This window comes from Enterobacter sp. PL1 (genome assembly GCF_945957325.1).
In the GTDB taxonomy this organism is placed as follows: domain Bacteria; phylum Pseudomonadota; class Gammaproteobacteria; order Enterobacterales; family Enterobacteriaceae; genus Enterobacter; species Enterobacter roggenkampii.
Genome location: NZ_CAMFKT010000014.1, coordinates 91,505 through 115,237, shown reverse-complemented (window position 1 = coordinate 115,237; position 23,733 = coordinate 91,505). Strand labels below are relative to the sequence as shown.

General features: G+C 57.1%; 20 protein-coding genes. 14 read left to right on the top strand and 6 right to left on the bottom strand.

What is annotated here, in order from left to right; translation table 11 throughout:
* Positions 1 to 92: 92 nt before the first annotated feature.
* The 3 genes from N6P30_RS14530 to N6P30_RS14520 all read left to right on the top strand — a co-directional run bounded on the left by N6P30_RS14530 (position 93) and on the right by N6P30_RS14520 (position 2,764).
* Positions 93 to 857, top strand: a complete 765-nt coding sequence (locus N6P30_RS14530; RefSeq protein ID WP_023293590.1) for a helix-turn-helix transcriptional regulator — start codon at positions 93 to 95, stop codon at positions 855 to 857.
* Positions 858 to 985: 128 nt separating this feature from the next.
* The gene (fsa, locus tag N6P30_RS14525) at positions 986 to 1,648 is read left to right on the top strand and encodes a fructose-6-phosphate aldolase (RefSeq protein WP_023293591.1); all 663 of its coding nucleotides are present in this window, start codon (positions 986 to 988) and stop codon (positions 1,646 to 1,648) included.
* Positions 1,649 to 1,660: 12 nt separating this feature from the next.
* Positions 1,661 to 2,764 carry a glycerol dehydrogenase gene (locus tag N6P30_RS14520; RefSeq protein ID WP_023293592.1) on the top strand — a complete coding sequence of 368 codons (1,104 nt, stop codon included), beginning with the start codon at positions 1,661 to 1,663 and terminating at the stop codon, positions 2,762 to 2,764.
* A gap of 91 nt (positions 2,765 to 2,855) precedes the next feature.
* Here N6P30_RS14520 and katG read toward each other — a convergent pair whose 3' ends face one another.
* The 4 genes from katG to metB all read right to left on the bottom strand — a co-directional run bounded on the left by katG (position 2,856) and on the right by metB (position 9,893).
* The gene (gene katG, locus N6P30_RS14515) at positions 2,856 to 5,036 is read right to left on the bottom strand and encodes a catalase/peroxidase HPI (protein ID WP_023293593.1); all 2,181 of its coding nucleotides are present in this window, start codon (positions 5,034 to 5,036) and stop codon (positions 2,856 to 2,858) included.
* A 147-nt stretch (positions 5,037 to 5,183) separates the two neighbouring features.
* Positions 5,184 to 6,071 (bottom strand): methylenetetrahydrofolate reductase, encoded by an 888-nt coding sequence (metF, locus tag N6P30_RS14510; protein WP_008501796.1) that lies wholly within the window; start codon positions 6,069 to 6,071, stop codon positions 5,184 to 5,186.
* 226 nt (positions 6,072 to 6,297) lie between these two features.
* A complete protein-coding gene (locus N6P30_RS14505) occupies positions 6,298 to 8,730 on the bottom strand; it encodes a bifunctional aspartate kinase/homoserine dehydrogenase II (protein ID WP_023293594.1) in 2,433 nt (810 codons plus the stop codon).
* Between the two features lie 2 nt (positions 8,731 to 8,732).
* The gene (metB, locus tag N6P30_RS14500; RefSeq protein WP_023293595.1) at positions 8,733 to 9,893 is read right to left on the bottom strand and encodes a cystathionine gamma-synthase; all 1,161 of its coding nucleotides are present in this window, start codon (positions 9,891 to 9,893) and stop codon (positions 8,733 to 8,735) included.
* Positions 9,894 to 10,169: 276 nt separating this feature from the next.
* Here metB and metJ point away from each other — a divergent pair, with 276 nt between their 5' ends.
* Positions 10,170 to 10,487, top strand: a complete 318-nt coding sequence (gene metJ / locus N6P30_RS14495) for a met regulon transcriptional regulator MetJ (RefSeq protein WP_003862042.1) — start codon at positions 10,170 to 10,172, stop codon at positions 10,485 to 10,487.
* A gap of 48 nt (positions 10,488 to 10,535) precedes the next feature.
* On the opposite strand, the gene rpmE is transcribed toward metJ, so the two are convergent.
* Positions 10,536 to 10,748 carry a 50S ribosomal protein L31 gene (rpmE, locus tag N6P30_RS14490; RefSeq protein WP_003862040.1) on the bottom strand — a complete coding sequence of 71 codons (213 nt, stop codon included), beginning with the start codon at positions 10,746 to 10,748 and terminating at the stop codon, positions 10,536 to 10,538.
* Positions 10,749 to 10,948: 200 nt separating this feature from the next.
* Here rpmE and priA point away from each other — a divergent pair, with 200 nt between their 5' ends.
* From priA to rraA, 7 genes are all read left to right on the top strand, one after another.
* On the top strand, positions 10,949 to 13,144 hold the full coding sequence (priA, locus tag N6P30_RS14485; RefSeq protein ID WP_023293596.1) for a primosomal protein N': 2,196 nt from the start codon (positions 10,949 to 10,951) through the stop codon (positions 13,142 to 13,144).
* Between the two features lie 119 nt (positions 13,145 to 13,263).
* Positions 13,264 to 14,289: a DNA-binding transcriptional regulator CytR gene (gene cytR / locus N6P30_RS14480; protein ID WP_023293597.1), complete on the top strand. Its 1,026-nt coding sequence runs from the start codon at positions 13,264 to 13,266 to the stop codon at positions 14,287 to 14,289.
* A gap of 93 nt (positions 14,290 to 14,382) precedes the next feature.
* Positions 14,383 to 15,372, top strand: a complete 990-nt coding sequence (gene ftsN / locus N6P30_RS14475; RefSeq protein ID WP_032676846.1) for a cell division protein FtsN — start codon at positions 14,383 to 14,385, stop codon at positions 15,370 to 15,372.
* 94 nt (positions 15,373 to 15,466) lie between these two features.
* The gene (gene hslV, locus N6P30_RS14470) at positions 15,467 to 15,997 is read left to right on the top strand and encodes an ATP-dependent protease subunit HslV (RefSeq protein ID WP_008501802.1); all 531 of its coding nucleotides are present in this window, start codon (positions 15,467 to 15,469) and stop codon (positions 15,995 to 15,997) included.
* 9 nt (positions 15,998 to 16,006) lie between these two features.
* On the top strand, positions 16,007 to 17,341 hold the full coding sequence (gene hslU / locus N6P30_RS14465; protein WP_008501803.1) for an HslU--HslV peptidase ATPase subunit: 1,335 nt from the start codon (positions 16,007 to 16,009) through the stop codon (positions 17,339 to 17,341).
* Positions 17,342 to 17,409: 68 nt separating this feature from the next.
* Complete coding sequence (gene menA / locus N6P30_RS14460) at positions 17,410 to 18,330, top strand: 1,4-dihydroxy-2-naphthoate polyprenyltransferase (RefSeq protein WP_008501804.1); 921 nt, start codon at positions 17,410 to 17,412, stop codon at positions 18,328 to 18,330.
* 92 nt (positions 18,331 to 18,422) lie between these two features.
* Entirely contained in the window at positions 18,423 to 18,908 is a 486-nt protein-coding gene (rraA, locus tag N6P30_RS14455; RefSeq protein ID WP_008501805.1) for a ribonuclease E activity regulator RraA, read from the top strand.
* A gap of 584 nt (positions 18,909 to 19,492) precedes the next feature.
* Here rraA and zapB read toward each other — a convergent pair.
* Positions 19,493 to 19,732 (bottom strand): septal ring assembly protein ZapB, encoded by a 240-nt coding sequence (gene zapB / locus N6P30_RS14450; RefSeq protein ID WP_008501806.1) that lies wholly within the window; start codon positions 19,730 to 19,732, stop codon positions 19,493 to 19,495.
* A 410-nt stretch (positions 19,733 to 20,142) separates the two neighbouring features.
* Here zapB and N6P30_RS14445 point away from each other — a divergent pair, with 410 nt between their 5' ends.
* From N6P30_RS14445 to glpX, 3 genes are all read left to right on the top strand, one after another.
* The gene (locus N6P30_RS14445) at positions 20,143 to 20,988 is read left to right on the top strand and encodes an MIP/aquaporin family protein (protein WP_014885705.1); all 846 of its coding nucleotides are present in this window, start codon (positions 20,143 to 20,145) and stop codon (positions 20,986 to 20,988) included.
* A 21-nt stretch (positions 20,989 to 21,009) separates the two neighbouring features.
* Entirely contained in the window at positions 21,010 to 22,518 is a 1,509-nt protein-coding gene (glpK, locus tag N6P30_RS14440) for a glycerol kinase GlpK (protein WP_008501808.1), read from the top strand.
* A gap of 123 nt (positions 22,519 to 22,641) precedes the next feature.
* Positions 22,642 to 23,652: a class II fructose-bisphosphatase gene (gene glpX, locus N6P30_RS14435; RefSeq protein ID WP_023293599.1), complete on the top strand. Its 1,011-nt coding sequence runs from the start codon at positions 22,642 to 22,644 to the stop codon at positions 23,650 to 23,652.
* The last annotated feature ends 81 nt before the right edge of the window (positions 23,653 to 23,733 follow it).

Below are 23,733 nucleotides of genomic sequence, written 5' to 3'. Positions count from 1 at the left end.
CTTTACGCCCGGCGGCGCTGCGCTTGCACGGGCCTACGATAAGTAGGCCGGGTAAGCGTTAGCGCCACCCGGCAAATTTCGGTAGTCTCCTTATGCATTCCGATATCACCCAGATTTTGACAGACCTGGTGAACCGCACGTTACCGCTGGGTCAGATTCATTTCTCAGCGCTGGCTGAACAGCATCCCCGAACCTCTCCCTGCCTCGGCATTACCCTTGACACACCCTGCGAGGCGATTTTTTCTTTTTTTGGACAAATTACGCATCCTGCGCCTCACGCCCTGAGCATACATTTCGGTAAGCAGCAGCTTACAATCGAGTTACAGCATGACAATGTGCTCTTACAACAACTCCAGGTTGCCCGACGTGGTCCGCGAACGGGGGCTTTTCTTCTGCAAACGCTCACCGAATTACAGATGCAGCCAGAAGAGCAGGACACAGCAAGGCTGGTGGTTTTAAGCCTGCTCAGCCACTGCCGGGATCTGCTTGGAAGCGAAATTCACACCGACAGCCGCAGCCGGGCACTGTTCGAAGCCGTTCGGAGCTATATCGAAGAAAATTATGCCTCTTTGTTAACTCGCGAATCCGTGGCACAGGCGTTCTACATCTCACCAAACTACCTTTCCCATCTATTCCAGAAAGTCGGCAGCGTCGGATTCAATGAATATTTAACAAAAACGCGCCTGGAACATGCGCGTCAGCTGCTGAAAGGCTACGATCTCAAAATTAAAGATATCGCCACATGCTGTGGATTTACGGACAGCAACTACTTTTGCCGTCTCTTTCGCAAGCACACCGAACGTTCCCCTTCCGAATATCGACGCCAGTACCACAGCCAGCTGATCGCCAAAAAGTAGCATTGTGATCGCTCTCTCACTTCGCCAAGGACATTACATTTGTCCAGTATTTGGCAAAATTGACCTGTATTCGCCGCGCCTGGGTGCGCCGTATCCTTTATTCAACCTTTCTGACTTAAGGAAAAATAATGGAACTGTACCTGGATACCGCCAACGTGGCGGAAGTTGAACGCCTGGCGCGCATTTTTCCCATAGCGGGCGTCACCACCAACCCGAGCATCATTGCCGCCAGCCGTGAATCCATCTGGGACGTGCTGCCGCGCCTGCAACAAGCCATCGGGCCGGAAGGCACGCTGTTTGCTCAAACCATGAGCCGCGATGCCGAAGGCATGGTGGCAGAAGCCAAACGTCTGAGTAACGCCATTCCGGGCATTGTGGTGAAAATCCCGGTGACGGCTCAGGGACTTATCGCAATTAAGGCATTGAAAAAAGAGGGGATAACCACGCTGGGCACCGCCATTTACAGCGCGGCGCAGGGCTTGCTCGCCGCACTCGCAGGGGCGAAATATGTCGCGCCGTACGTCAACCGCGTCGACGCGCAGGGCGGTGACGGCATTCGCATGGTTCAGGAACTGCAGTCCCTGCTGGAGCTGCACGCGCCGGGCAGTAAAGTACTGGCCGCCAGCTTCAAAACGCCGCGTCAGGCGCTCGACTGCCTGTTGGCAGGATGTGAAGCAATCACGCTTCCCTTAGACGTAGCGCAACACATGCTCGGTACGCCGGCGGTAGAGTCAGCCATAGAGAAGTTCGAGCAGGACTGGAAAAACGCGTTTGGTAACCTCAACCTCTAAGGGAGAACTGTTATGGACCGTATCATTCAATCGCCGGGGAAATATATCCAGGGCGCGGATGTGCTGACCCGTCTCGGCGACTATCTGAAACCCCTGGCAAACCGCTGGCTGGTCGTCGGCGATAAGTTTGTGCTGGGTTTTGCCGAAGACACCCTGCGCCAGAGTTTTAAAAAAGCCGAACTGCATGCCGAAATTGCGCCGTTTGGCGGCGAATGTTCGCAAAATGAAATCGATCGTCTGAAAAAGCTGGCCGACAGCGCCGACTGCCTGGCGGTGCTGGGTATTGGTGGCGGTAAAACGCTGGATACCGCGAAAGCGCTGGCTCACTTTATGGACGTGCCGGTCGCCATTGCGCCGACTATCGCGTCCACCGACGCGCCGTGCAGCGCCCTTTCCGTTATTTACACCGACAGCGGCGAGTTCGATCGCTACCTGATGCTGCCGCACAACCCGAACATGGTCATTGTGGATACGAAAGTGGTTGCAGGTGCGCCTGCACGTCTGCTGGCCGCCGGGATTGGCGACGCGCTGGCGACCTGGTTTGAAGCACGCGCCTGCTCGCGCAGCGGCGCGACCACTATGGCCGGGGGTAAATGCACACAGGCGGCATTAGCGCTCGCCGAGCTGTGCTACAACACGCTGGTTGAAGAGGGTGAAAAAGCGATGCTGGCGGCGGAACAGCATGTGGTGACGCCTGCGCTGGAACGCATTATCGAAGCCAACACCTATCTCAGCGGCGTCGGCTTTGAAAGTGGCGGGCTGGTGGCTGCACACGCTATTCATAACGGCATGACGGCGGTGCCGGACGCGCATCACTTCTATCATGGGGAGAAAGTGGCGTTTGGTACGCTGACGCAGCTGGTGCTGGAAAACGCGCCGGTAGAAGAAATTGAGACCGTCGCGGCGCTTTGCCACAGCGTAGGGCTGCCGATCACCCTGGCACAGCTGAACATCAAAGAGGATATTCCAGCCAAAATGCGTCTGATTGCCGAAGCCTCATGTGCGGAAGGAGAAACGATCCACAACATGCCGGGGGGCGTCACGCCGGATCAGGTGTATGCGGCGCTGCTGGTGGCAGACCAGTATGGACAGCGATTCCTGCAGGAGTGGGAGTAATAAAAAAGCCGGGTGGCGCTGCGCTTACCCGGCCTACATGGCACTTTAATTTGTAGGCCGGGTAAGGCGTAGCCGCCACCCGGCACACTGGCTACTTCACGTCAAACCGATCCAGATCCATGACCTTCGCCCAGGCGGCAACGAAGTCGCGGACAAACTTCTCATGCGCATCATCGCTGGCGTAAACCTCGGCCAGCGCGCGCAGGACGGCGTTAGAGCCGAAGACCAGATCGGCGCGGGTGGCGGTATATTTCACTTCACCGCTGGTGCGATCGCTTCCGGCAAACAGCTCATTGGACTCATCGGTCGCCTTCCACTGCGTGTTCATATCCAGCAGGTTCACGAAGAAATCAGTGCTCAGCACGCCCTCACGGTTGGTGAACACGCCGTTCTTGCTGCCATCAAAGTTGGCACCCAGTACGCGCAGGCCGCCGATCAGCACCGTCAGTTCTGGCGCAGTCAGCGTCAGCTGTTGGGCTTTATCAATCAGCAGAGACTCCGTGGTGGACACATCCACCTGCGCACGGTAGTTGCGGAAGCCATCGGCAATCGGTTCGAGCAGGTTAAACATCTCGATATCCGTCTGATCCTGACGCGCATCTACGCGGCCCGGGGTGAACGGAACGGTGACATACACACCTGCCGCTTTTGCGGCCTGCTCAACACCTACCACGCCCGCCAGCACGATGATATCGGCCAGAGAGGCTTTGTTGGTGGTGCGCTGGATAGCTTCCAGGGCTGGCAGCGCGCGAACCGCCGCAGCGTTCACGTCCCAGTCACGCTGAGGCGCCAGCGCCAGACGCGCGCCGTTGGCACCGCCACGCTTATCGCCACCGCGGAAGGTCGAGGCTGACGCCCAGGCAACGGAAACCAGTTCGCTCACGGAGAGACCAGAGGCAGCAATTTCCGCCTTCAGGCTTTCAATGTCTTCTTTCGTCGGATTGAACACCGCCTGCGGCAGCGGGTCCTGCCAAATCAGATCTTCTTTCGGCACTTCCGGGCCAAGGTAACGCGATTTTGGCCCCATATCGCGGTGGGTCAGCTTGAACCAGGCACGCGCGAAGGCTTCGTTGAAAGCCTGCGGGTCGTTCAGGAAGCGGCGGGAAATCTTCTCGAATTCCGGGTCGAAGCGCAGCGTCAGGTCGGTGACCAGCATGGTAGGCTTGCGTTTTTTCGACGGGTCGAACGGATCGGGCATGATTTCCGGCGCATCCACGGCTTCAAACTGAATCGCCCCTGCCGGGCTGCGGGTCTGTACCCATTCGTATTTGAACAGGTTCTCGAAGAAGTAGTTGCTCCACTGGGTCGGGGTTTGTGACCAGATGACTTCCAGACCGGAGGTAATGGCATCAGCGCCAACCCCCGTGCCGTGCGTGCTGGCCCAGCCCAGGCCCTGTGCTTCAATCGGTGAGGCTTCGGGGTCGGTACCCACGTGGGTGGCTTCACCCGCGCCGTGAGTCTTGCCGAGGGTGTGGCCGCCTGCAATCAGCGCGACGGTCTCTTCATCGTTCATGCCCATGTTGCCGAAGGTCGCACGAATCGCTGCCGCCGCTGACAGCGGTTCACCGCTGGCGTTCGGCCCTTCCGGGTTAACGTAGATCAGGCCCATTTCGGTGGCTGCCAGAGGACGCTTAGCCAGCGCTTCCGGGTCGCGGTGGGTCAGCCAGGCTTTTTCATCACCCCAGTTCACGTCAAGATCCGGTTCCCAGACGTCTTCACGCCCGGCACCAAAACCAAAGGTACGGAAGCCGGAGTTCTCCAGCGCCACGTTACCCGCGAGGATAAACAGGTCGGCCCAGGAGATTTTTTGTCCGTATTTTTTCTTGATAGGCCACAGCAGACGGCGCGCTTTATCCAGGCTTACGTTATCCGGCCAGGAGTTCAGTGGCGCAAAGCGCTGTTGACCGCGTCCTGCCCCACCGCGCCCGTCCACGGAGCGATAGGTACCCGCACCGTGCCACGCCATACGGATAAACAGGCCCGCATAGCTGCCCCAGTCGGCAGGCCACCACGGTTGAGAGTCGGTTAAAAGTGCTTTGAGATCGCCTTTAAGGGCAGAGTAATCAAGCTTGCTGAATTCTTTGCGGTAGTCGAAGTCTTCACCCAGCGGGTTCGAACGATTGGAATGTTGGTTAAGAAGATCGATGCGGAGTTGTTTTGGCCACCAGTCGCGGCTGCCTGTACCTGCGCCCGCGCTGTGATCGACGCCGCCCTGATGGAACGGGCATTTGCCGACTGATGCCGCTTTATTGGTCTCGTCTGACGTGCTCATCGCTATGCTCCCTTTTACAGTGTTACCGTTACGATATACACCACTAGCAATAAGTTATAGTTGAATTAATCCACAGATTCGATAGCTGATACCTTTTAACTTTTTACCCTGTCAAAAAGCCCTCTATTTAAGAGGGCTTTCGATGTTTTACGCGGGGCGAACGCCCAGAGTATGGCAGATGGCATAGCTCATCTCCGCGCGGTTTAGCGTGTAGAAGTGGAAGTCTTTCACCCCTTCACGGCTTAAGATTTTCACCATGTCCATCGCGATATTGGCCCCCACCAGCTTGCGGGTTTCCGGGTCATCATCCAGACCTTCGTACATTTTGGACATCCACAGCGGAATGCGCACGTTGGTCATATCGGCGAATTTCTTCGCCTGTTTGAAGTTAGAGACCGGCAGAATGCCCGGGATAATTTCAACGTCGATGCCCGCGGAGACGCAGCGGTCACGGAAGCGCAGGTAGCTTTCGACATCAAAGAAGAACTGGGTAATGGCGCGGTTGGCACCGGCCTCCACTTTACGCTTGAGGTTAAGCAGATCCGCCTGGGCGCTTTTCGCTTCCGGGTGAACCTCAGGGTAAGCAGCCACGGAGATATCGAAATCTGCCACCTCTTTCAGCAGCCCGACCAGGTCGGCCGCATACATCTCTGGCTTGCCGCTGCCGGGCGGGAGGTCGCCGCGCAGCGCGACAATATGACGGATGCCGTTATTCCAGTAGTCCTGGGCGATGGCACGCAGCTCGTCGCGGGTAGCGTCGATACAGGTGAGGTGCGGCGCCGCTTCCAGACCGGTACGATCTTTGATGCCTTTAATGATGCTGTGCGTACGGTCACGCTCGCCAGAGTTCGCACCGTAGGTCACGGAGACAAACTTTGGTTTCAGGCTGCTGAGACGATCGATAGAGCTCCACAGGGTTTGCTCCATTTCACTGGTGCGCGGCGGGAAAAATTCAAAAGAGACGTTAATCTGGCCGTTTACTTCGGCCAGGCTCTGGTTCAGTGCTTCCCGCTGGTTGGCGTGAAAAAAGCTCATACCCTACCCCTATCAATCGCGTGTCATTGTCTGTTGTGTTGTGAACTTCTATACGTTTAGACGTCCAGATGTAAAAATGACGGAAAAGCGGAGGGACGTCAATAGAAATAATCAACAATAACGGTGAGGTTTGCTCAGGGAAGATGAGGGAAATTCATGATGGGGGTGAGCGCGGTCCGATGCCCTCACCCTAACCCTCTCCCACAGGGAGAGGGAAATTGAGTTTTTACAGCAGCTTAGCCAGACGGTTGATGTCGGACTGGATCGCCCCGGCGGTGACGTCGCGCCCGGCGCCCGGGCCGCGGATCACCAGCGGGTTATCGCGGTACCAGCGGCTTTCGATGGCGAAGACGTTATCGCACGGCAACAGCGCCGCCAGCGGATGTTCAGGACGCACCGCCTCGACACCGACGCGCGCTTTTCCGTTGGCCTCGAAACGTGCCACGTAGCGCAGCACCAGACCCATCTCGTTCGCCGCTTCCAGACGCTGCACCATCTGCTCGTTAAGCTCTTCACCATTTTCAAAGAAATGATCCACAGAACCCTCTTCACAGCCGGCAGGCACCAGCGACTCGACGCGGACGGAATCCGGCTCGATGTCATAACCGGCTTCGCGCGCCAGGATCACCAGCTTACGCATCACGTCTTTACCGGAGAGGTCAACGCGCGGATCGGGTTCCGTTAAGCCCTGCTGCCACGCCTGATCCACCAGGTCAGTGAACGGCACGGTGCCGTCAAACTGCAGGAACAGCCAGGAGAGCGTACCGGAGAAGATACCGCTCAGCGCCAGAATGCTGTCACCGCTTTCAATCAGGTCGCGCACGGTGTGGTTTACCGGCAGGCCCGCGCCCACGGTGGCGTTATACAGCCAGTGACGGCCGGTTTTTTCAAACGCGTCGTGGATCTGGCGGTATTTATCGGTGCTGCTTGCCCCCGCCAGTTTGTTCGCACTGATGACGTGGAAACCGTGGCTGGCGAAATCAAGATACTGATCGGCAAGCTGTTCGCTGGCGGTCACGTCCAGCACTACCAGATCGTCGTACGGGTGAGCGCGCATCCACAGGAACAGCGACTCTTCATCCTGCTCGACGGCTTCATCATTAAAGAAGGCAAGCGCGCGGCTGGCATCCAGCCCTTCGTAGTTCAGCAGGCTGCGGCGGCTGTCCACCACGCCTGCGAGAATGAATTCGAACCCCGTACGCGCCGAGAGCGTGACCTGCTCGCGGGCGAACAGCTCCAGCCAGCGGGAACCGATGTTGCCTTTACCAAACAGCACCAGGCCGATACGTTTTTCCGCGCGGAACAGAGAGGTATGCAGACCCTGAATCAGGCTTTCGGTTGGCCCTTTGCGCAGAACGGCAACCAGGCTGATGCCCTCTTCCGACTGCCAGGTGAACTCCACCGGCTGGCCTTTCAGCTGCTGCCAGAAGCGGTGGCAGTGCAGCGGGTTACGGGTGACGCCCGCGCCCACCATCGCCACCAGCGCCAGCCCCTGACGCAGGCGAAGTTCGCCCGGCAGGCCTGCTTCATCCAGAATTTTCAGCGCGCTGTCCGCCACTTCTGCGGTATAGCAGAACTGCAGCAGCTGGCGGTCATTATGCACACCCACGGCCAGCGGACGCACCTGGGCGCGTTTCAGGATCGTGTCGATCTCTTTATATGCCAGCCTGAAGTCCTGGCCCGCAGGAACCTGGAACTCAATCAGGCAGATGTCGTCGTGGCTCGTAACAATACGCGCCCCGGTACCGGAGGCCAGCACGCGCTCAATGCGCGTGGAGCCTTGATCCGGGGTGTAGCTGCAGCGCAGCTGCAGGTCGATATCGCTACCGGAAACCGGCTGCAGCGTACGGGCGTGCAGCACCGGTGCCGCCAGACGCGCCAGCTCGCTGGCTTCATCCAGGCGCAGCAGCGGCAGCAGGCAGGCATCTTTTACTTTGCGCGGGTCCGCGCTGTAAACACCGGCCACGTCGCTCCAGATGGTGACGCGGGACACGCCCGCCAGAGCACCGATTTGCGTCGCCGAGTAGTCGGAGCCGTTACGGCCCAGCAGCACGGTTTCACCCGCGTTGCTGCGGCTGATAAAGCCGGTAACCACAATGCGTTTGCCCGGGTGCTGCACCAGCAGCTGTTGCAGCAGCGGGTAGGATAACCCTTCATCCACCTGCGGCTGCGCGGCGCGTTCGGCACGCAGGAAATCACGCGCGTCGAGCCAGGCGGCGTCCACACCCAGGTGTTGCAGAACCGCAGCCATCAGGCGCGCGGACCATACTTCACCGTGGCCCACCACTTCGGCATACACCGCATCGGTAATGCCGCTGTCCAGCAGGGCAGCCAGACGCTCAAGATCGTGCGTGAAGGCGCTGATCAGCCCGTCCGCCACGTCCGCAGGCAGCAAGCCAGCAATCAGCTCGCTCTGGTAACGACGTAAGGACTGTTGCACCTGATGCGCAGAAAGGCGATCGGTCTGGCTCAGTTTCAGCCAGCTAATCAACTGGTTGGTGGTGCTGCCCGCCGCCGAGACAACCATCATGTCACCCGGCTGTGAATATTCCGTCATGATCCCTGCGACGCGCAGGTAACATTTCACATCAGCAAGACTACTACCACCAAACTTGTGCAGCTGACGACCCTTCGCCCCTGCCTGCGCTATCACACTCATGATTACCCCTTGGCTGCGACCCGGAAGCCATTTTCCAGATCGGCAATTAAATCTTCAGAATCTTCGATACCGGTTGAGATCCGCAGCAGCGTCTCAGAAATCCCGGCGGCGGCACGTGCTTCGGGTGCCATACCTGCGTGCGTCATGGTCGCGGCGTGGGAGATCAAGCTTTCAACCCCACCTAAGGATTCCGCCAGCGTAAACAATGACAGCCCGCTCAGGAAGCGACGCAGCGTTTGCTCGTCACCGTCCAGTTCAAAACTTAACATCGCGCCAAACCCTTTCTGCTGGCGCGCGGCAATCTCGTGCCCCTGGCTTTCCGGCAGCGACGGGTGATACAGCTTCTTCACCAGCGGCTGGGTTTTCAGGAAGTCGACAATCGCCTGAGCATTGCGCTGCGCCACGTCCATGCGCGGCGACAGCGTACGGATGCCGCGCAACAGCAGGTAGCTGTCGAAGGCGCCTGCGGTGACGCCAATATTATTGGCCCACCATGCCAGTTCGGTGACAACGTCAGGATCTTTGGCAATCACCACGCCTGCTACCACGTCAGAATGGCCGTTCAGATATTTAGTGCATGAATGCAACACCAGATCGGCACCCAGTGCGAGTGGGTTCTGAAGGGCCGGACTGAGGAACGTATTATCCACTACACTTATCGCTCCCGCATCCCTTGCGAGCTGACAAATTTTCGCAATATCGACAACGCGCAACAATGGATTGCTTGGACTTTCCACCAGAACCAGCTTCGGTTTCTCTGCCAGCGCCTGTTTCAGCGCCTGTTCATCGTTTTGATCGACAAACAGCACGCGATAGCAGCCGCGTTTTGCCAGGCTATCAAACAGGCGATAGCTGCCGCCGTAGCAATCGTGCGGCGCAACCAGCAGATCGCCCGGCTTCAGGAACACCGTGGTCACCAGGTGAATGGCAGACATACCGGTATTGGTTAATACTGCCCCTGCGCCACCTTCCAGTTCGGCCAGCGCACGCTGGGTCACGTCACGCGTAGGGTTGCCACGACGCGAGTAGTCATGCGCACGGGGTTCATTAAATCCGGTGAAGTTGTAGGTACTGGAAAGATGAATGGGCGGGACAACGCAGCCGTACTGCTCGTCATCATTTAATCCGCTACGCACTGCGATAGTGGCCTGTTTACGCGTCATGGTGAGGGCTTCCTGGCGAATGAGGTGAAAAGTCAGGCACCAGAGTAAACATTGAAAGTATGGACGTCAATACATCTGGACATCTAAACTTCTTTGCGTATAGATTGAGCAATGCGCAAATAGCCGTTAAAATTATATGCTTTAGTGCACGCTGCAGCGGCAATATCCGTGCCACGGTATCGTCTCTACGGTAAACTAGGCAAGATTGCGGTTCAAAACGGGTGGTTACCGGTTTTGCACCTTTAGATAAATGACTGAGAGGATTAAAGGTATCTCATGGCTGAATGGAGCGGCGAATATATCAGCCCATACGCTGAGCACGGTAAGAAGAGTGAGCAAGTAAAGAAAATTACGGTTTCCATTCCTCTGAAGGTGTTGAAGATCCTCACCGATGAACGTACGCGTCGTCAGGTGAACAACCTGCGCCACGCAACCAACAGCGAACTGCTGTGCGAAGCGTTTCTGCATGCGTTTACCGGTCAACCGTTGCCGAACGATGACGATCTGCGCAAAGAGCGTAGTGATGAAATCCCGGAAGAGGCGAAGGTGATCATGCGTGAACTGGGTATTGATCCGGAGACGTGGGAATACTGAGAAGCGGATACAAAAAAGGCACCTTGCGGTGCCTTTTTTTCGGGAAACTTATTTAGCGCCCGGGATGCTGAAACGCTTGTTGAAGCGGTCAACACGGCCACCGGTTGCAACATCACGCTGCTTACCAGTGTAGAACGGGTGGCATTTGCCGCACACGTCCAGGTTCAGATCGTGACCCACGGTAGAGCGGATCTGGATAGAGTTACCGCAAGAACAGTTTGCAGTAATCATTTCGTATTTCGGGTGAATATCTTTTTTCATGGGAGAACCTCAGTTAAGGCCGCGTCGCTCTTCCAGCCCTAACGCCAGACACCACGCGATGTTGATTGTAAGTTCTTTGGCGTAAAGTACACCAAAGGCGGCGAATCATACAGAATTTGACCAACGTATGCAAACTGATCCGCACGCCGCTTTTACTAATGTGTATACTAACGCGCCACTTTTCAAGTCAGGAAGATTCGATGCCCGTCGCTCACGTTGCCCTGCCCGTTCCGCTTCCCCGCACCTTTGACTATCTGCTGCCCGACAGCATGAGCGCCAAAGCGGGCTGTCGCGTGACCGTGCCGTTTGGCAAACAGCAGCGCGTGGGGATCGTCGTCTCCGTCAGCGATAAGAGCGAACTGCCGCTTAATGAACTGAAATCGGTCGTTGAGGTGCTGGACAGCGAGCCCGTCTACTCCACCAGCACCTGGCGACTGCTGCTGTGGGCGGCGGATTATTATCATCACCCCATCGGCGACGTCCTGTTCCACGCCCTGCCAATTATGCTGCGTCAGGGCAAGAGCGCCAGCCATGCGCCAATGTGGTACTGGTTTGCCACGGAGGAAGGCCAGGCCGTCGACATCAACAGCCTGAAGCGCTCGCAGAAACAGCAGCAGGCGCTGGCGGCGCTGCGTCAGGGGAAAATCTGGCGGCATCAGGTCGACGAGCTTGAGGTCAGCGAAACGGCGCTACAGGCATTAAGAAAAAAAGGGCTGAGCGACCTGGCAAGCGAGGCGCCTGCCCTTAACGACTGGCGGGAGAGTTTCTCCGTTTCAGGGGATCGCCTGCGTCTGAATACCGAGCAGGCCACCGCGGTAGGCGCAATTCATAGCGCCTCCGATCGTTTCTCTGCCTGGCTGCTGGCTGGGGTCACCGGTTCCGGCAAGACCGAAGTTTACCTGAGCGTGCTGGAAAACGTGCTCGCGCAGGGCAAACAGGCGCTGGTGATGGTGCCGGAAATTGGCCTGACGCCGCAAACCATCGCCCGATTCCGCGAACGCTTTAACGCGCCGGTTGAGGTTCTGCACTCCGGCCTGAATGACAGCGAGCGACTCAGCGCCTGGCTGAAAGCGAAAAACGGCGAAGCGGCGATTGTAATCGGCACCCGCTCGTCGCTGTTCACGCCGTTTAAAAATCTTGGCGTTATCGTGATCGACGAAGAGCACGACAGCTCCTATAAACAGCAGGAAGGCTGGCGCTATCACGCCCGCGATCTGGCCGTCTACCGCGCACACAGCGAGCAAATTCCCATTGTTCTGGGATCCGCCACGCCTGCGCTCGAAACGCTGCACAACGTGCGCCAGCGTAAATACCACATGCTGCGCCTGACGCGTCGCGCGGGGAATGCCCGTCCGGCCATTCAGCACGTGCTGGATTTGAAAGGTCAGCAGGTCCAGGCGGGGCTAGCGCCCGCGCTGATTACCCGCATGCGCCAGCATTTGCAGGCGGGGAATCAGGTCATTCTGTTCCTCAACCGTCGCGGATTTGCACCTGCCCTGCTGTGCCACGACTGCGGCTGGATTGCCGAATGCCCGCGCTGCGATCACTACTACACCTTCCATCAGGCCCAGCGTCATCTGCGCTGCCACCACTGCGACAGCCAGCGTCCGGTGCCGCGCCAGTGCCCGTCGTGTGGCTCAACGCATATTGTGCCGGTCGGTCTGGGGACGGAACAGCTGGAGCAGGCGCTTGGGCCCTTTTTCCCGGACGTGCCGATTTCGCGTATCGACCGGGACACCACCAGCCGCAAAGGCGCACTCGAACAGCAGCTGGCGGAAGTGCATCGCGGTGGCGCGCGCATCCTGATTGGCACCCAGATGCTGGCCAAAGGCCACCACTTCCCGGACGTGACGCTGGTCGCCCTGCTGGACGTGGACGGCGCGCTGTTCTCGGCAGATTTCCGCTCCGCCGAGCGCTTCGCCCAGCTTTACACCCAGGTTGCCGGACGTGCAGGACGCGCCGGTAAACAGGGCGAAGTGGTGCTGCAAACGCACCACCCGGAGCACCCGCTGCTGCAAACCCTGCTGCACAAAGGCTATGACGCCTTTGCCGAGCAGGCGCTGGCCGAACGCCAGACCATGCAGCTACCGCCGTGGACCAGCCACGTCATCATCCGCGCGGAAGATCATAACAATCAGCAGGCGCCACTTTTCCTGCAGCAGCTGAGAAACCTCCTGCAGGCCAGCCCGCTGGTGGATAGTCAGCTGTGGATTTTGGGCCCGGTGCCTGCCCTCGCGCCAAAACGCGGCGGCCGTTTCCGCTGGCAGATCTTGCTCCAGCACCCCTCGCGCATTCGTCTTCAGCAGATTGTTAGCGGCGCGCTGGTGCTGATTAACACCCTGCCCGAAGCGCGAAAAGTGAAGTGGGTGCTGGACGTCGACCCTATCGAAGGCTGAAGCTGGATCGAAAAATTTAACGCTCCTCACACTTTTTATGAAAATTCTGTAACCGATTCCATTAACTATCTGTAAAAATGGTGATGTCAGAAGTTCGGTGTTCAGGCGAGGAGAAGACGTTGAAGTCCAGGAAAGAGGTTGCGGCTGCGACCATGAAAGACGTTGCCCAGAAAGCACAGGTCTCTACGGCAACAGTATCCCGCGCATTAATGAACCCGGATAAAGTCTCCCAGGCGACCCGTAACCGGGTGGAGCAGGCTGCGCTTGAAGTGGGCTATTTTCCGCAGGCAATGGGACGTAACGTCAAACGCAACGAGTCGCGCACCATCCTGGTGATTGTGCCGGACATCTGTGACCCTTTCTTTAGCGAGATTATCCGCGGTATTGAAGTCACCGCGGCGGAACAGGGGTACCTGGTGCTGATTGGCGACTGCGCCCATCAGAACCAGCAGGAAAAAACCTTCATCGACCTCATTATCACCAAGCAGATCGACGGCATGCTGCTGCTTGGCTCTCGCCTGCCGTTTGATGCCAGCATCGAAGAGCAGCGTAATTTACCGCCGATGGTGATGGCCAACGAGTTTGCGCCGGAGCTGGAGCTGCCGACGGTCCATATCGATAACCTTACCGCCGCGTTCAACGCCGTAAACTATCTCCAGGAGCTGGGGCATAAGCGTATTGGTTGCATCGCCGGACCGGAAGAGATGCCGCTGTGTCACTACCGTTTGCAGGGTTACGTTCAGGCGCTGCGCCGTACCGGCGTGACCGTCGATCCGCACTACATTGCGCGCGGTGATTTTACCTTCGCAGCCGGTGGACAGGCGCTGGAGAAACTTCTGGACCTGCCTGAGCCGCCAACCGCCGTATTTTGCCACAGCGACGTGATGGCGCTGGGCGCATTATCGTATGCCAAACGCCGCGGCCTTCGCATACCGAAAGATTTATCCATCATCGGATTCGATAATATTTCGCTTTCGGAATTTTGCGATCCGCCGCTCTCAACGGTCGCTCAGCCGCGCTACCAAATCGGCCGCGAAGCGATGCTGCTTCTGCTGGATCAGCTTCACGGTCAAACAGTTAGCAGCGGCTCACGGTTGCTGGACTGCGAACTGATCGTCCGCGGCACGACCCAGGCATTGACTTAAAGTAAACGTCTTTCGGATACCCTTATCTGGTCAAAGCCCCGCCGCTTAAGTAACATGGCGGACTGACGAACGAATAAATACAGCGAAACGATAGTGGCACAACGAGATTATGTACGTCGCGGCCAGCCGGCACCTTCGCGACGCAAAAAGAGTAGCTCAAGAAAAAAGCAACGTAACCTGCCTGCTGTCTCGCCAGCAATGGTCGCTATTGCTGCGGCTGTAGTCGTCGCCTTTATTGGTGGCCTGTACTTTATCACGCATCATAAAAAAGAAGAGTCGGAGGCGCTTCAGGCCAGTAAAGTCGCCGGAAATGGCCTCCCTCCGAAGCCTGAAGAGCGCTGGCGCTATATCAAAGAGCTGGAAAGCCGTCAGCCTGGGGTACGTGCGCCAACGGAACCTTCTGCGGGTGGTGAAGTACAGAATGCGAATCAGCTGACGGATGAACAGCGTCAGCTGCTGGCACAAATGCAGGCCGATATGCGCCAGCAGCCTACGCAGCTGAACGAAGTGCCGTGGAATGAGCAGACGCCGGAACAGCGTCAGCAAACGCTGCAGCGTCGCCAGGCACAACAGCAGATTCAGCAGCAACAGCAGTGGGCGCAAACCCAGCCGGTACAGCAGCCGAAGGCACAGCCGCGGGTAACGGAACAGCCGTATCAGCAGCCGACGCGTACGGTGCAGTCTCAGCCTGTCCAGCAGCAGCCTAAAACGCAGCAGCAGAAGCAGGCGGCTCAGCCGTATCAGGATCTGCTCCAGACGCCAGCGCATACCACTGCGCAGCAGCCGAAAACGCAGCAGGCCGCGCCGGTCACGAAAGAGACCGAAGCGCCGAAGCAGACGGCGGAGAAAAAAGACGAACGTCGCTGGATGGTACAGTGCGGTTCGTTCAAAGGTGCGGAGCAGGCGGAAACGGTGCGCGCGCAGCTGGCCTTTGAAGGGTTTGATTCGCGTATTACCACCAATAACGGCTGGAATCGCGTGGTGATTGGTCCGGTCAAAGGCAAAGAAAATGCCGATGGCACCCTTTCTCGTTTGAAAATCGCCGGTCACACAAACTGCATTCGACTCGCCTCCGGGGGTTGAAACCCCCAAAATCCCCCCCATCTATCATTTAATTCAGCCCTGGGCACAGGCTCAGGGCTTCTGTTTCCCGATTCTGTAACCAGGGGGTCTGCTCGTGACAACAATAGTAAGTGTACGCCGTAACGGCCATGTGGTAATCGCCGGTGATGGCCAGGCCACGCTGGGTAATACCGTCATGAAAGGCAACGTGAAGAAAGTGCGTCGTCTCTACAACGACAAAGTGATCGCCGGTTTTGCAGGCGGCACGGCAGATGCCTTCACGCTGTTTGAACTGTTTGAACGTAAACTGGAAATGCACCAGGGTCATCTGGTGAAAGCCGCCGTTGAGCTGGCGAAAGACTGGCGTACCGACCGCATGCTGCGCAAGCTCGAAGCGCTGCTGGCGGTCGCCGATGAAACCGCTTCGCTTATCATCACCGGTAACGGTGACGTAATTCAGCCGGAAAATGACCTGATTGCCATCGGCTCTGGCGGCCCTTATGCCCAGGCTGCTGCCCGCGCACTGTTGGAAAATACCGACATGAACGCGCGTGATATCGCGGTGAAGGCGTTGGATATTGCAGGTGATATCTGCATCTATACCAACCACAACCACACCATCGAAGAATTGACCTCCAAAGCGTAAGGATCTCCCATGTCTGAAATGACCCCACGCGAAATTGTCAGCGAACTGAACAAACACATTATCGGCCAGGATAACGCCAAGCGTTCCGTGGCTATCGCCCTGCGTAACCGCTGGCGTCGTATGCAGCTTGACGAAGAGCTGCGCCACGAAGTCACACCGAAAAACATTCTGATGATCGGCCCGACCGGCGTCGGTAAAACCGAAATCGCCCGTCGTCTGGCGAAGCTGGCCAACGCACCGTTCATCAAAGTTGAAGCCACCAAGTTCACCGAAGTGGGCTATGTGGGTAAAGAAGTGGACTCCATCATCCGCGATCTGACCGACTCGGCGATCAAAATGGTGCGCGTCCAGGCGATTGAGAAAAACCGCTACCGTGCGGAAGAGATGGCCGAAGAGCGCATTCTCGACGTGCTGATCCCTCCGGCAAAAAACAACTGGGGCCAGGCAGAACAGCAGGCGGAACCGTCCGCTGCGCGTCAGGCGTTCCGCAAAAAGCTGCGTGAAGGCCAGCTGGATGATAAAGAGATTGAGATCGATCTCGCTGCCGCGCCAATGGGTGTGGAAATCATGGCACCTCCGGGCATGGAAGAGATGACCAGCCAGCTGCAGTCCATGTTCCAGAACCTGGGCGGTCAGAAGCAAAAAACGCGTAAGCTGAAAATCAAAGACGCGATGAAGCTGCTGATTGAAGAAGAAGCGGCGAAGCTGGTGAATCCGGAAGAGCTGAAGCAGGACGCTATCGACGCGGTTGAGCAGCACGGTATCGTGTTTATCGACGAAATCGACAAAATTTGTAAGCGCGGCGGCAACAGCTCCGGCCCGGACGTGTCCCGCGAAGGCGTTCAGCGCGACCTGCTGCCGCTGGTAGAAGGCTGCACCGTCTCCACCAAGCACGGCATGGTGAAAACGGACCACATCCTGTTTATCGCATCAGGTGCCTTCCAGGTTGCCAGCCCGTCGGATTTGATCCCGGAACTGCAGGGCCGTCTGCCTATCCGCGTTGAGCTGCAGGCGCTGACGACCGAAGACTTCGAACGTATCCTGACCGAGCCAAACGCCTCTGCAACCGTTCAGTACAAAGCGCTGATGGCAACCGAAGGCGTGAACCTCGAGTTCACCGAAGACGGTATCAAACGTATTGCCCAGGCTGCATGGCAGGTGAACGAAACCACCGAAAACATCGGTGCGCGTCGTCTGCATACCGTGCTGGAACGCCTGGTGGAAGATATCTCTTACGACGCGAGCGATCTGAACGGTCAAACCGTTACCATTGACGCAGAATATGTGAGTAAACATCTGGATGCGTTAGTGGCAGATGAAGATCTGAGCCGTTTTATCCTATAATCGCGGTTACTGGATTCTCATCACGTTTAATGGGGGCTAATGCCCCCATTTTTATTGGCTAAATACTTATGACTGACATCAGCCGTACTCAGGCGTGGCTCGAAAGTCTGCGCCCTAAAACACTCCCTCTGGCCTTTGCCGCGATTATCGTCGGTACGGCGCTTGCCTGGTGGCAGGGTTATTTCGATCCGCTGGTTGCCGCGCTGGCATTGATCACCGCCGGCCTGCTGCAAATTCTCTCCAACCTCGCCAACGACTATGGCGACGCGGTGAAAGGCAGCGACAAACCTGACCGTATCGGGCCGCTGCGTGGGATGCAAAAAGGGGTGATTACCCAGGCGCAGATGAAGCGCGCGCTGATTATCACCGTGGTGCTGATCTGTTTATCGGGTCTGGCGCTGGTGACAGTGGCGTCTAAGACCCCCAGCGATTTTATTGGCTTCCTGGTGCTGGGTTTATTGGCCATTATCGCAGCCATCACCTACACCGTCGGCACGCGTCCTTACGGCTACATTGGGCTCGGGGATATCTCCGTACTGGTGTTCTTCGGCTGGCTGAGCGTGATGGGAAGCTGGTACTTACAGGCGCATACGGTGATCCCTGCGCTGTTCCTGCCTGCGACCGCCTGCGGTCTGCTGGCGACCGCGGTGCTCAACATCAACAACCTGCGCGATATCGACAGCGACCGGGAGAACGGCAAAAACACCCTGGCGGTCCGTCTGGGGCCGGTGAATGCGCGTCGCTACCATGCCTGCCTGCTGATGGGTGCCCTGGTCTGCCTGGCGCTGTTTAACCTGATTTCCCTGCACAGTCTGTGGGGCTGGCTGTTTGTGCTTGCCGCGCCGCTGCTGATTAAGCAGGCCCGTTTTGTAATGCGCGAACGCAGCCCGGCCGCCATGCCGCCAATGCTGGAACGCACGGTAAAAGGCGCGCTGCTGACTAACCTGTTGTTCGTCATCGGGATTGTCTTAAGCCAGACGCTCAGTTAGCTGACAAATATCAATTAACAATTGATGATTTTGCCAACAACGCATTTCGCACGATATACTGAACACATTCGCAGCAACTGAGCGTTAAACCTATGAAATACGATACCTCCGAGCTTTGTGACATCTACCAGGAAGATGTCAACGTCGTTGAACCGCTGTTCTCCAACTTTGGTGGGCGGTCGTCGTTTGGCGGACAGATCGTCACGGTGAAATGTTTCGAGGATAACGGGTTGTTGTACGATCTGCTCGAACAGAACGGCCGTGGCCGCGTACTGGTGGTCGATGGCGGTGGTTCCGTACGCCGCGCATTGATTGATGCTGAACTGGCCGGTATTGCCGCACAAAACGAGTGGGAAGGCATAGTGGTGTACGGTTCCGTGCGCCAGGTGGACGATCTGGAAGACCTGGATATCGGGATTCAGGCCATCGCGGCCATACCGGTAGGGGCGGCAGGTGACGGCATCGGCGAAAGCGACGTGCGCGTTAACTTCGGCGGCGTGACCTTCTTCTCCGGCGACCATCTCTACGCCGATAATACCGGCATTATCCTTTCCGAAGATCCGCTGGATATCGAGTAATAAAACCGTAAGCGTGAACCATAAAAAAACCGCCAACAGTAATGTGGCGGTTTTTTTGTCCCTCGGGATTCGCGGTCCGTTGGGAAGGCTTGCAACCTTTGACCAGGATTTTTATCTTACCCTGATTCAAATCTCAGGTAATCCCCTCGACCCTTTATAAATTCCTAATTATCTATACAGACCTTAACTACGCTGCTGTTGCTTACTATGATGCTGCGTCCCTTTCCGCCATCTCGCAAATGGGCATCGGTCCAGGGAAAGGTGTCTTCACAACCGTAAAGCAACCCTTGATCAGGCTTGTGTCCACCGACTTATCACCGGTGGTGAACGGTGGAGCGGTTAGCTGCAGGGACCGCATAATGAAACGCTATTTATGTATCGCGTTCATTGTCGCCAGCGTACTCGTTGTAAAGAGTGATGAACCGAATGTGTTCGTTGCTTTTACTATGATAGCGCAGGACAAGTAGCGTTAAGGCCGCCTTTGGCGGCCTTTTTTATGGTTGGGTGTCAGTCAGCGAGAACCATAAAAAAAGCCGGGTGGCGGCTTCGCCTTACCCGGCCTACTCATTAATCCCAAATGGGAATTAAACCTCTTCCATACGTCCCAGCAGCGCCTGCAGGCGATCCTGCCAGCCGTTCTGCTGTTCGCGCAGCTGGTTGTTTTCGCGCTCCAGTTCTTCGCGGCTGTGCTGCGCGTTCTGTACTTCCTGCGCCAGGCTGTTGTTCTTCTCTTTCAGCTCTTCAATTTCCATCTGCAGCAGGGTGATGGTGTCAATCGCCTGCTGTACTTTCGATTCCAGTTTCTCAAACACTTCTAAAGACATGATGCTACCTCTCCTGAATTGCAAGGCGACGCTTTAACATAAACGCGCACGACATATACCGTCGATTGTATGGAGCGCGGCGCTCTGTGTCCAGCGACACACCGCGCAGATCGCGGTTTGCAACACTTTTAGGTCTGGTCCTGGTGCGTTCGCGTCATATACCCCTAAATTGTTAACTGATTCGTTAATGAAATGATTCAGCTCACATTCCTGTACTGATCCTGTACTGCTGCAAAAATGTGCTTTATGGCGCGAAAACGCTCATTTTATTGACGCAGACCACACATTTCGATTTCGATATTTCTCGTTTTTGCTCGTTAACGATAAATTAACACTATGTCTACAGGGCATCGTGGCTGTCACGGGCGGCCATGCTAACAATAAACATCAATTTCTTCAGGATTCCGATTATGAGTCAGACATCAACCTTAAAAGGCCAGTGCATTGCCGAGTTCCTTGGTACCGGGTTGTTGATATTCTTCGGAGTGGGCTGTGTCGCTGCACTGAAAGTGGCGGGTGCCAGTTTTGGTCAGTGGGAAATCAGTATCATCTGGGGTCTGGGCGTGGCGATGGCCATCTACCTGACTGCAGGGGTGTCTGGTGCACATCTTAACCCGGCGGTGACTATCGCACTGTGGCTGTTCGCGTGCTTCGACGGACGCAAAGTAGTTCCTTTCATTCTTTCTCAGTTTGCCGGCGCGTTTTGCGCAGCGGCGTTAGTTTACGGGCTTTATTACAATCTTTTCATCGACTTCGAACAGACGCATCATATGGTGCGCGGCAGCGTCGAAAGTCTGGATCTGGCAGGCATCTTCTCAACCTATCCAAACCCGCATATCAATTTTGTGCAGGCGTTCGCAGTTGAAATGGTGATTACCGCTATTCTGATGGGCGTTATCCTGGCGCTGACCGACGACGGAAACGGCATTCCGCGCGGCCCGCTGGCCCCACTGCTGATTGGCCTGCTGATTGCGGTGATTGGTGCCTCCATGGGCCCGCTGACCGGCTTCGCGATGAACCCGGCGCGTGATATCGGACCTAAAGCGTTCGCCTTTATCGCAGGCTGGGGCGACGTCGCCTTCACCGGTGGCAAAGACATTCCTTACTTCCTGGTACCGCTGTTTGCGCCAGTTGTCGGGGCTGCGCTGGGTGCGTTCAGCTACCGCAAATTAATTGGTCGCCATTTACCGTGCGACACCTGTGTGGAAGAGGAGAAGGAAACGACTTCTACCGCACAACAAAAAGCTTCGCTGTAATCTGACTACGGGACACATACCATGACCGAAAAAAAATATATCGTTGCGCTCGACCAGGGCACTACCAGCTCCCGCGCTGTCGTAATGGATCATGACGCGAACATCGTCAGCGTGTCACAGCGCGAATTTGAGCAAATTTATCCTCGTCCAGGCTGGGTCGAACACGACCCAATGGAGATCTGGGCGTCACAAAGCTCCACGCTGGTCGAAGTGCTGGCAAAAGCCGATATCAGTTCCGACGAGATTGCCGCGATTGGTATCACTAACCAGCGTGAAACGACGATTGTCTGGGAACGTGAAACCGGTAAGCCTATTTACAACGCCATCGTCTGGCAGTGCCGCCGTACCTCTGAGATCTGCGAGCAGCTGAAGCGCGACGGCATGGAAGAGTACGTGCGCAGCGCCACCGGTCTGGTGGTTGACCCGTATTTCTCCGGCACAAAAGTGAAGTGGATCCTCGACCACGTGGAAGGTTCACGCGAGCGTGCAAAACGCGGCGAGCTGCTGTTCGGCACCGTCGACACCTGGCTTATCTGGAAGATGACCCAGGGACGCGTTCACGTCACCGACTACACCAACGCCTCGCGTACCATGCTGTTCAACATCAACACCCTGGAGTGGGATGACAAGATGCTGGACGCGCTGGATATCCCACGCGCGATGCTGCCTGACGTGCGCAAGTCTTCTGAGGTATATGGCCAGACCAACATCGGCGGTAAAGGCGGCACCCGTATTCCTATCGCCGGTATTGCCGGTGACCAGCAGGCGGCGCTGTTCGGCCAGCTGTGCGTCAAAGAAGGGATGGCGAAGAACACCTACGGCACCGGCTGCTTTATGCTGATGAACACCGGCGAGAAAGCGGTGAAATCAGAAAACGGCCTGCTGACCACCATCGCCTGTGGACCACGCGGCGAAGTGAACTATGCCCTGGAAGGTGCGGTGTTCATGGCCGGTGCGTCTATCCAGTGGCTGCGCGACGAGATGAAGCTGATCAGCGATGCGTTCGACTCCGAGTACTTCGCGACCAAAGTGAAAGACACCAACGGCGTGTACGTGGTGCCTGCATTCACCGGTCTGGGCGCGCCGTACTGGGATCCGTATGCACGCGGCGCAATTTTTGGCCTGACGCGTGGCGTTAACTCTAACCACATTATTCGCGCCACCCTGGAATCCATCGCCTACCAGACGCGCGACGTGCTGGAAGCGATGCAGGCGGACTCCGGCATTCGTCTGCACGCCCTGCGCGTGGACGGCGGTGCGGTAGCGAATAACTTCCTGATGCAGTTCCAGTCCGACATTCTGGGCACCCGCGTTGAGCGTCCTGAAGTGCGTGAAGTCACGGCGCTGGGCGCGGCGTACCTTGCAGGTCTGGCGGTAGGCTTCTGGCAGAACCTGGACGAGCTGCAGGAAAAAGCGGTGATCGAACGCGAATTCCGCCCGGGCATCGAAACCACCGAGCGTAACTTCCGCTACAGCGGCTGGAAGAAAGCGGTGAAACGCGCCCTGGCGTGGGAAGAGCACGAAGAGTAATCATATATTCCCTCTCCCCTGGGGAGAGGGTCAGGGTGAGGGGCCCGGACCGCACCGGTCCCCTCGCCCCTCCCCACTCTGTGATAAACTTCGTGCAATTCCTTTTGATTGTACGAGTACCTCATGAAACGTGAACTTGCTATCGAGTTTTCCCGCGTCACCGAAGCGGCCGCCCTTGCAGGCTATAAGTGGCTGGGTCGTGGTGACAAAAATACCGCCGACGGCGCAGCCGTCCATGCCATGCGCATTGTGCTTAACCAGGTCAACATCGACGGCACCATCGTGATCGGCGAAGGCGAGATCGACGAAGCGCCAATGCTCTACATCGGTGAAAAAGTCGGTACCGGCAAAGGCGATGCCGTGGATATCGCCGTCGACCCGATCGAAGGCACGCGCATGACCGCAATGGGTCAGGCCAACGCCCTGGCGGTGCTGGCCGTGGGCGATAAGGGCTGCTTCCTCAACGCGCCGGATATGTACATGGAAAAGCTGATTGTCGGTCCTGGTGCGAAAGGCGCAATCGATCTTAGCCTGCCGCTGGAAGAGAACCTGCGTAACGTCGCCAGCGCGCTGAACAAACCGCTGAGCGAACTCACCGTCACCATTCTGGCCAAACCGCGCCACGACGCCACCATCGCGCAGATGCAAAAGCTCGGCGTGCGCGTGTTTGCCATTCCGGATGGTGACGTTGCCGCCTCGATCCTGACCTGCATGCCGGACAGCGAAGTAGACGTGCTGTACGGCATCGGCGGCGCGCCGGAAGGCGTAGTCTCTGCGGCAGTGATCCGCGCGCTGGACGGCGATATGCAGGCTCGTCTGCTGCCCCGCCACGAGGTGAAAGGCGACAGCGAAGAGAACCGCCGTATCGGAGAAAACGAGCTGGCACGCTGCGAAGCGATGGGCATCGAGGCCAACAAAGTGCTGGCGCTGCATGATATGGCCCGTAGCGATAACGTGGTCTTCTCGGCGACAGGTATCACCAAAGGCGATCTGCTGGACGGCATCAGCCGCAAGGGCAATATGGCCACCACTGAAACGCTGCTGATCCGCGGAAAATCACGCACCATTCGCCGCATCCAGTCTATCCACTATCTCGACCGCAAAGACCCGGACGTACAGACGCACATTCTGTAAAACCGTTTGATCGATAGAGCTTTCCGGCCCAAATGGGCTGGAAATCTCCCCGTTAAGTACGGAAGATAGAACAGAGAAACA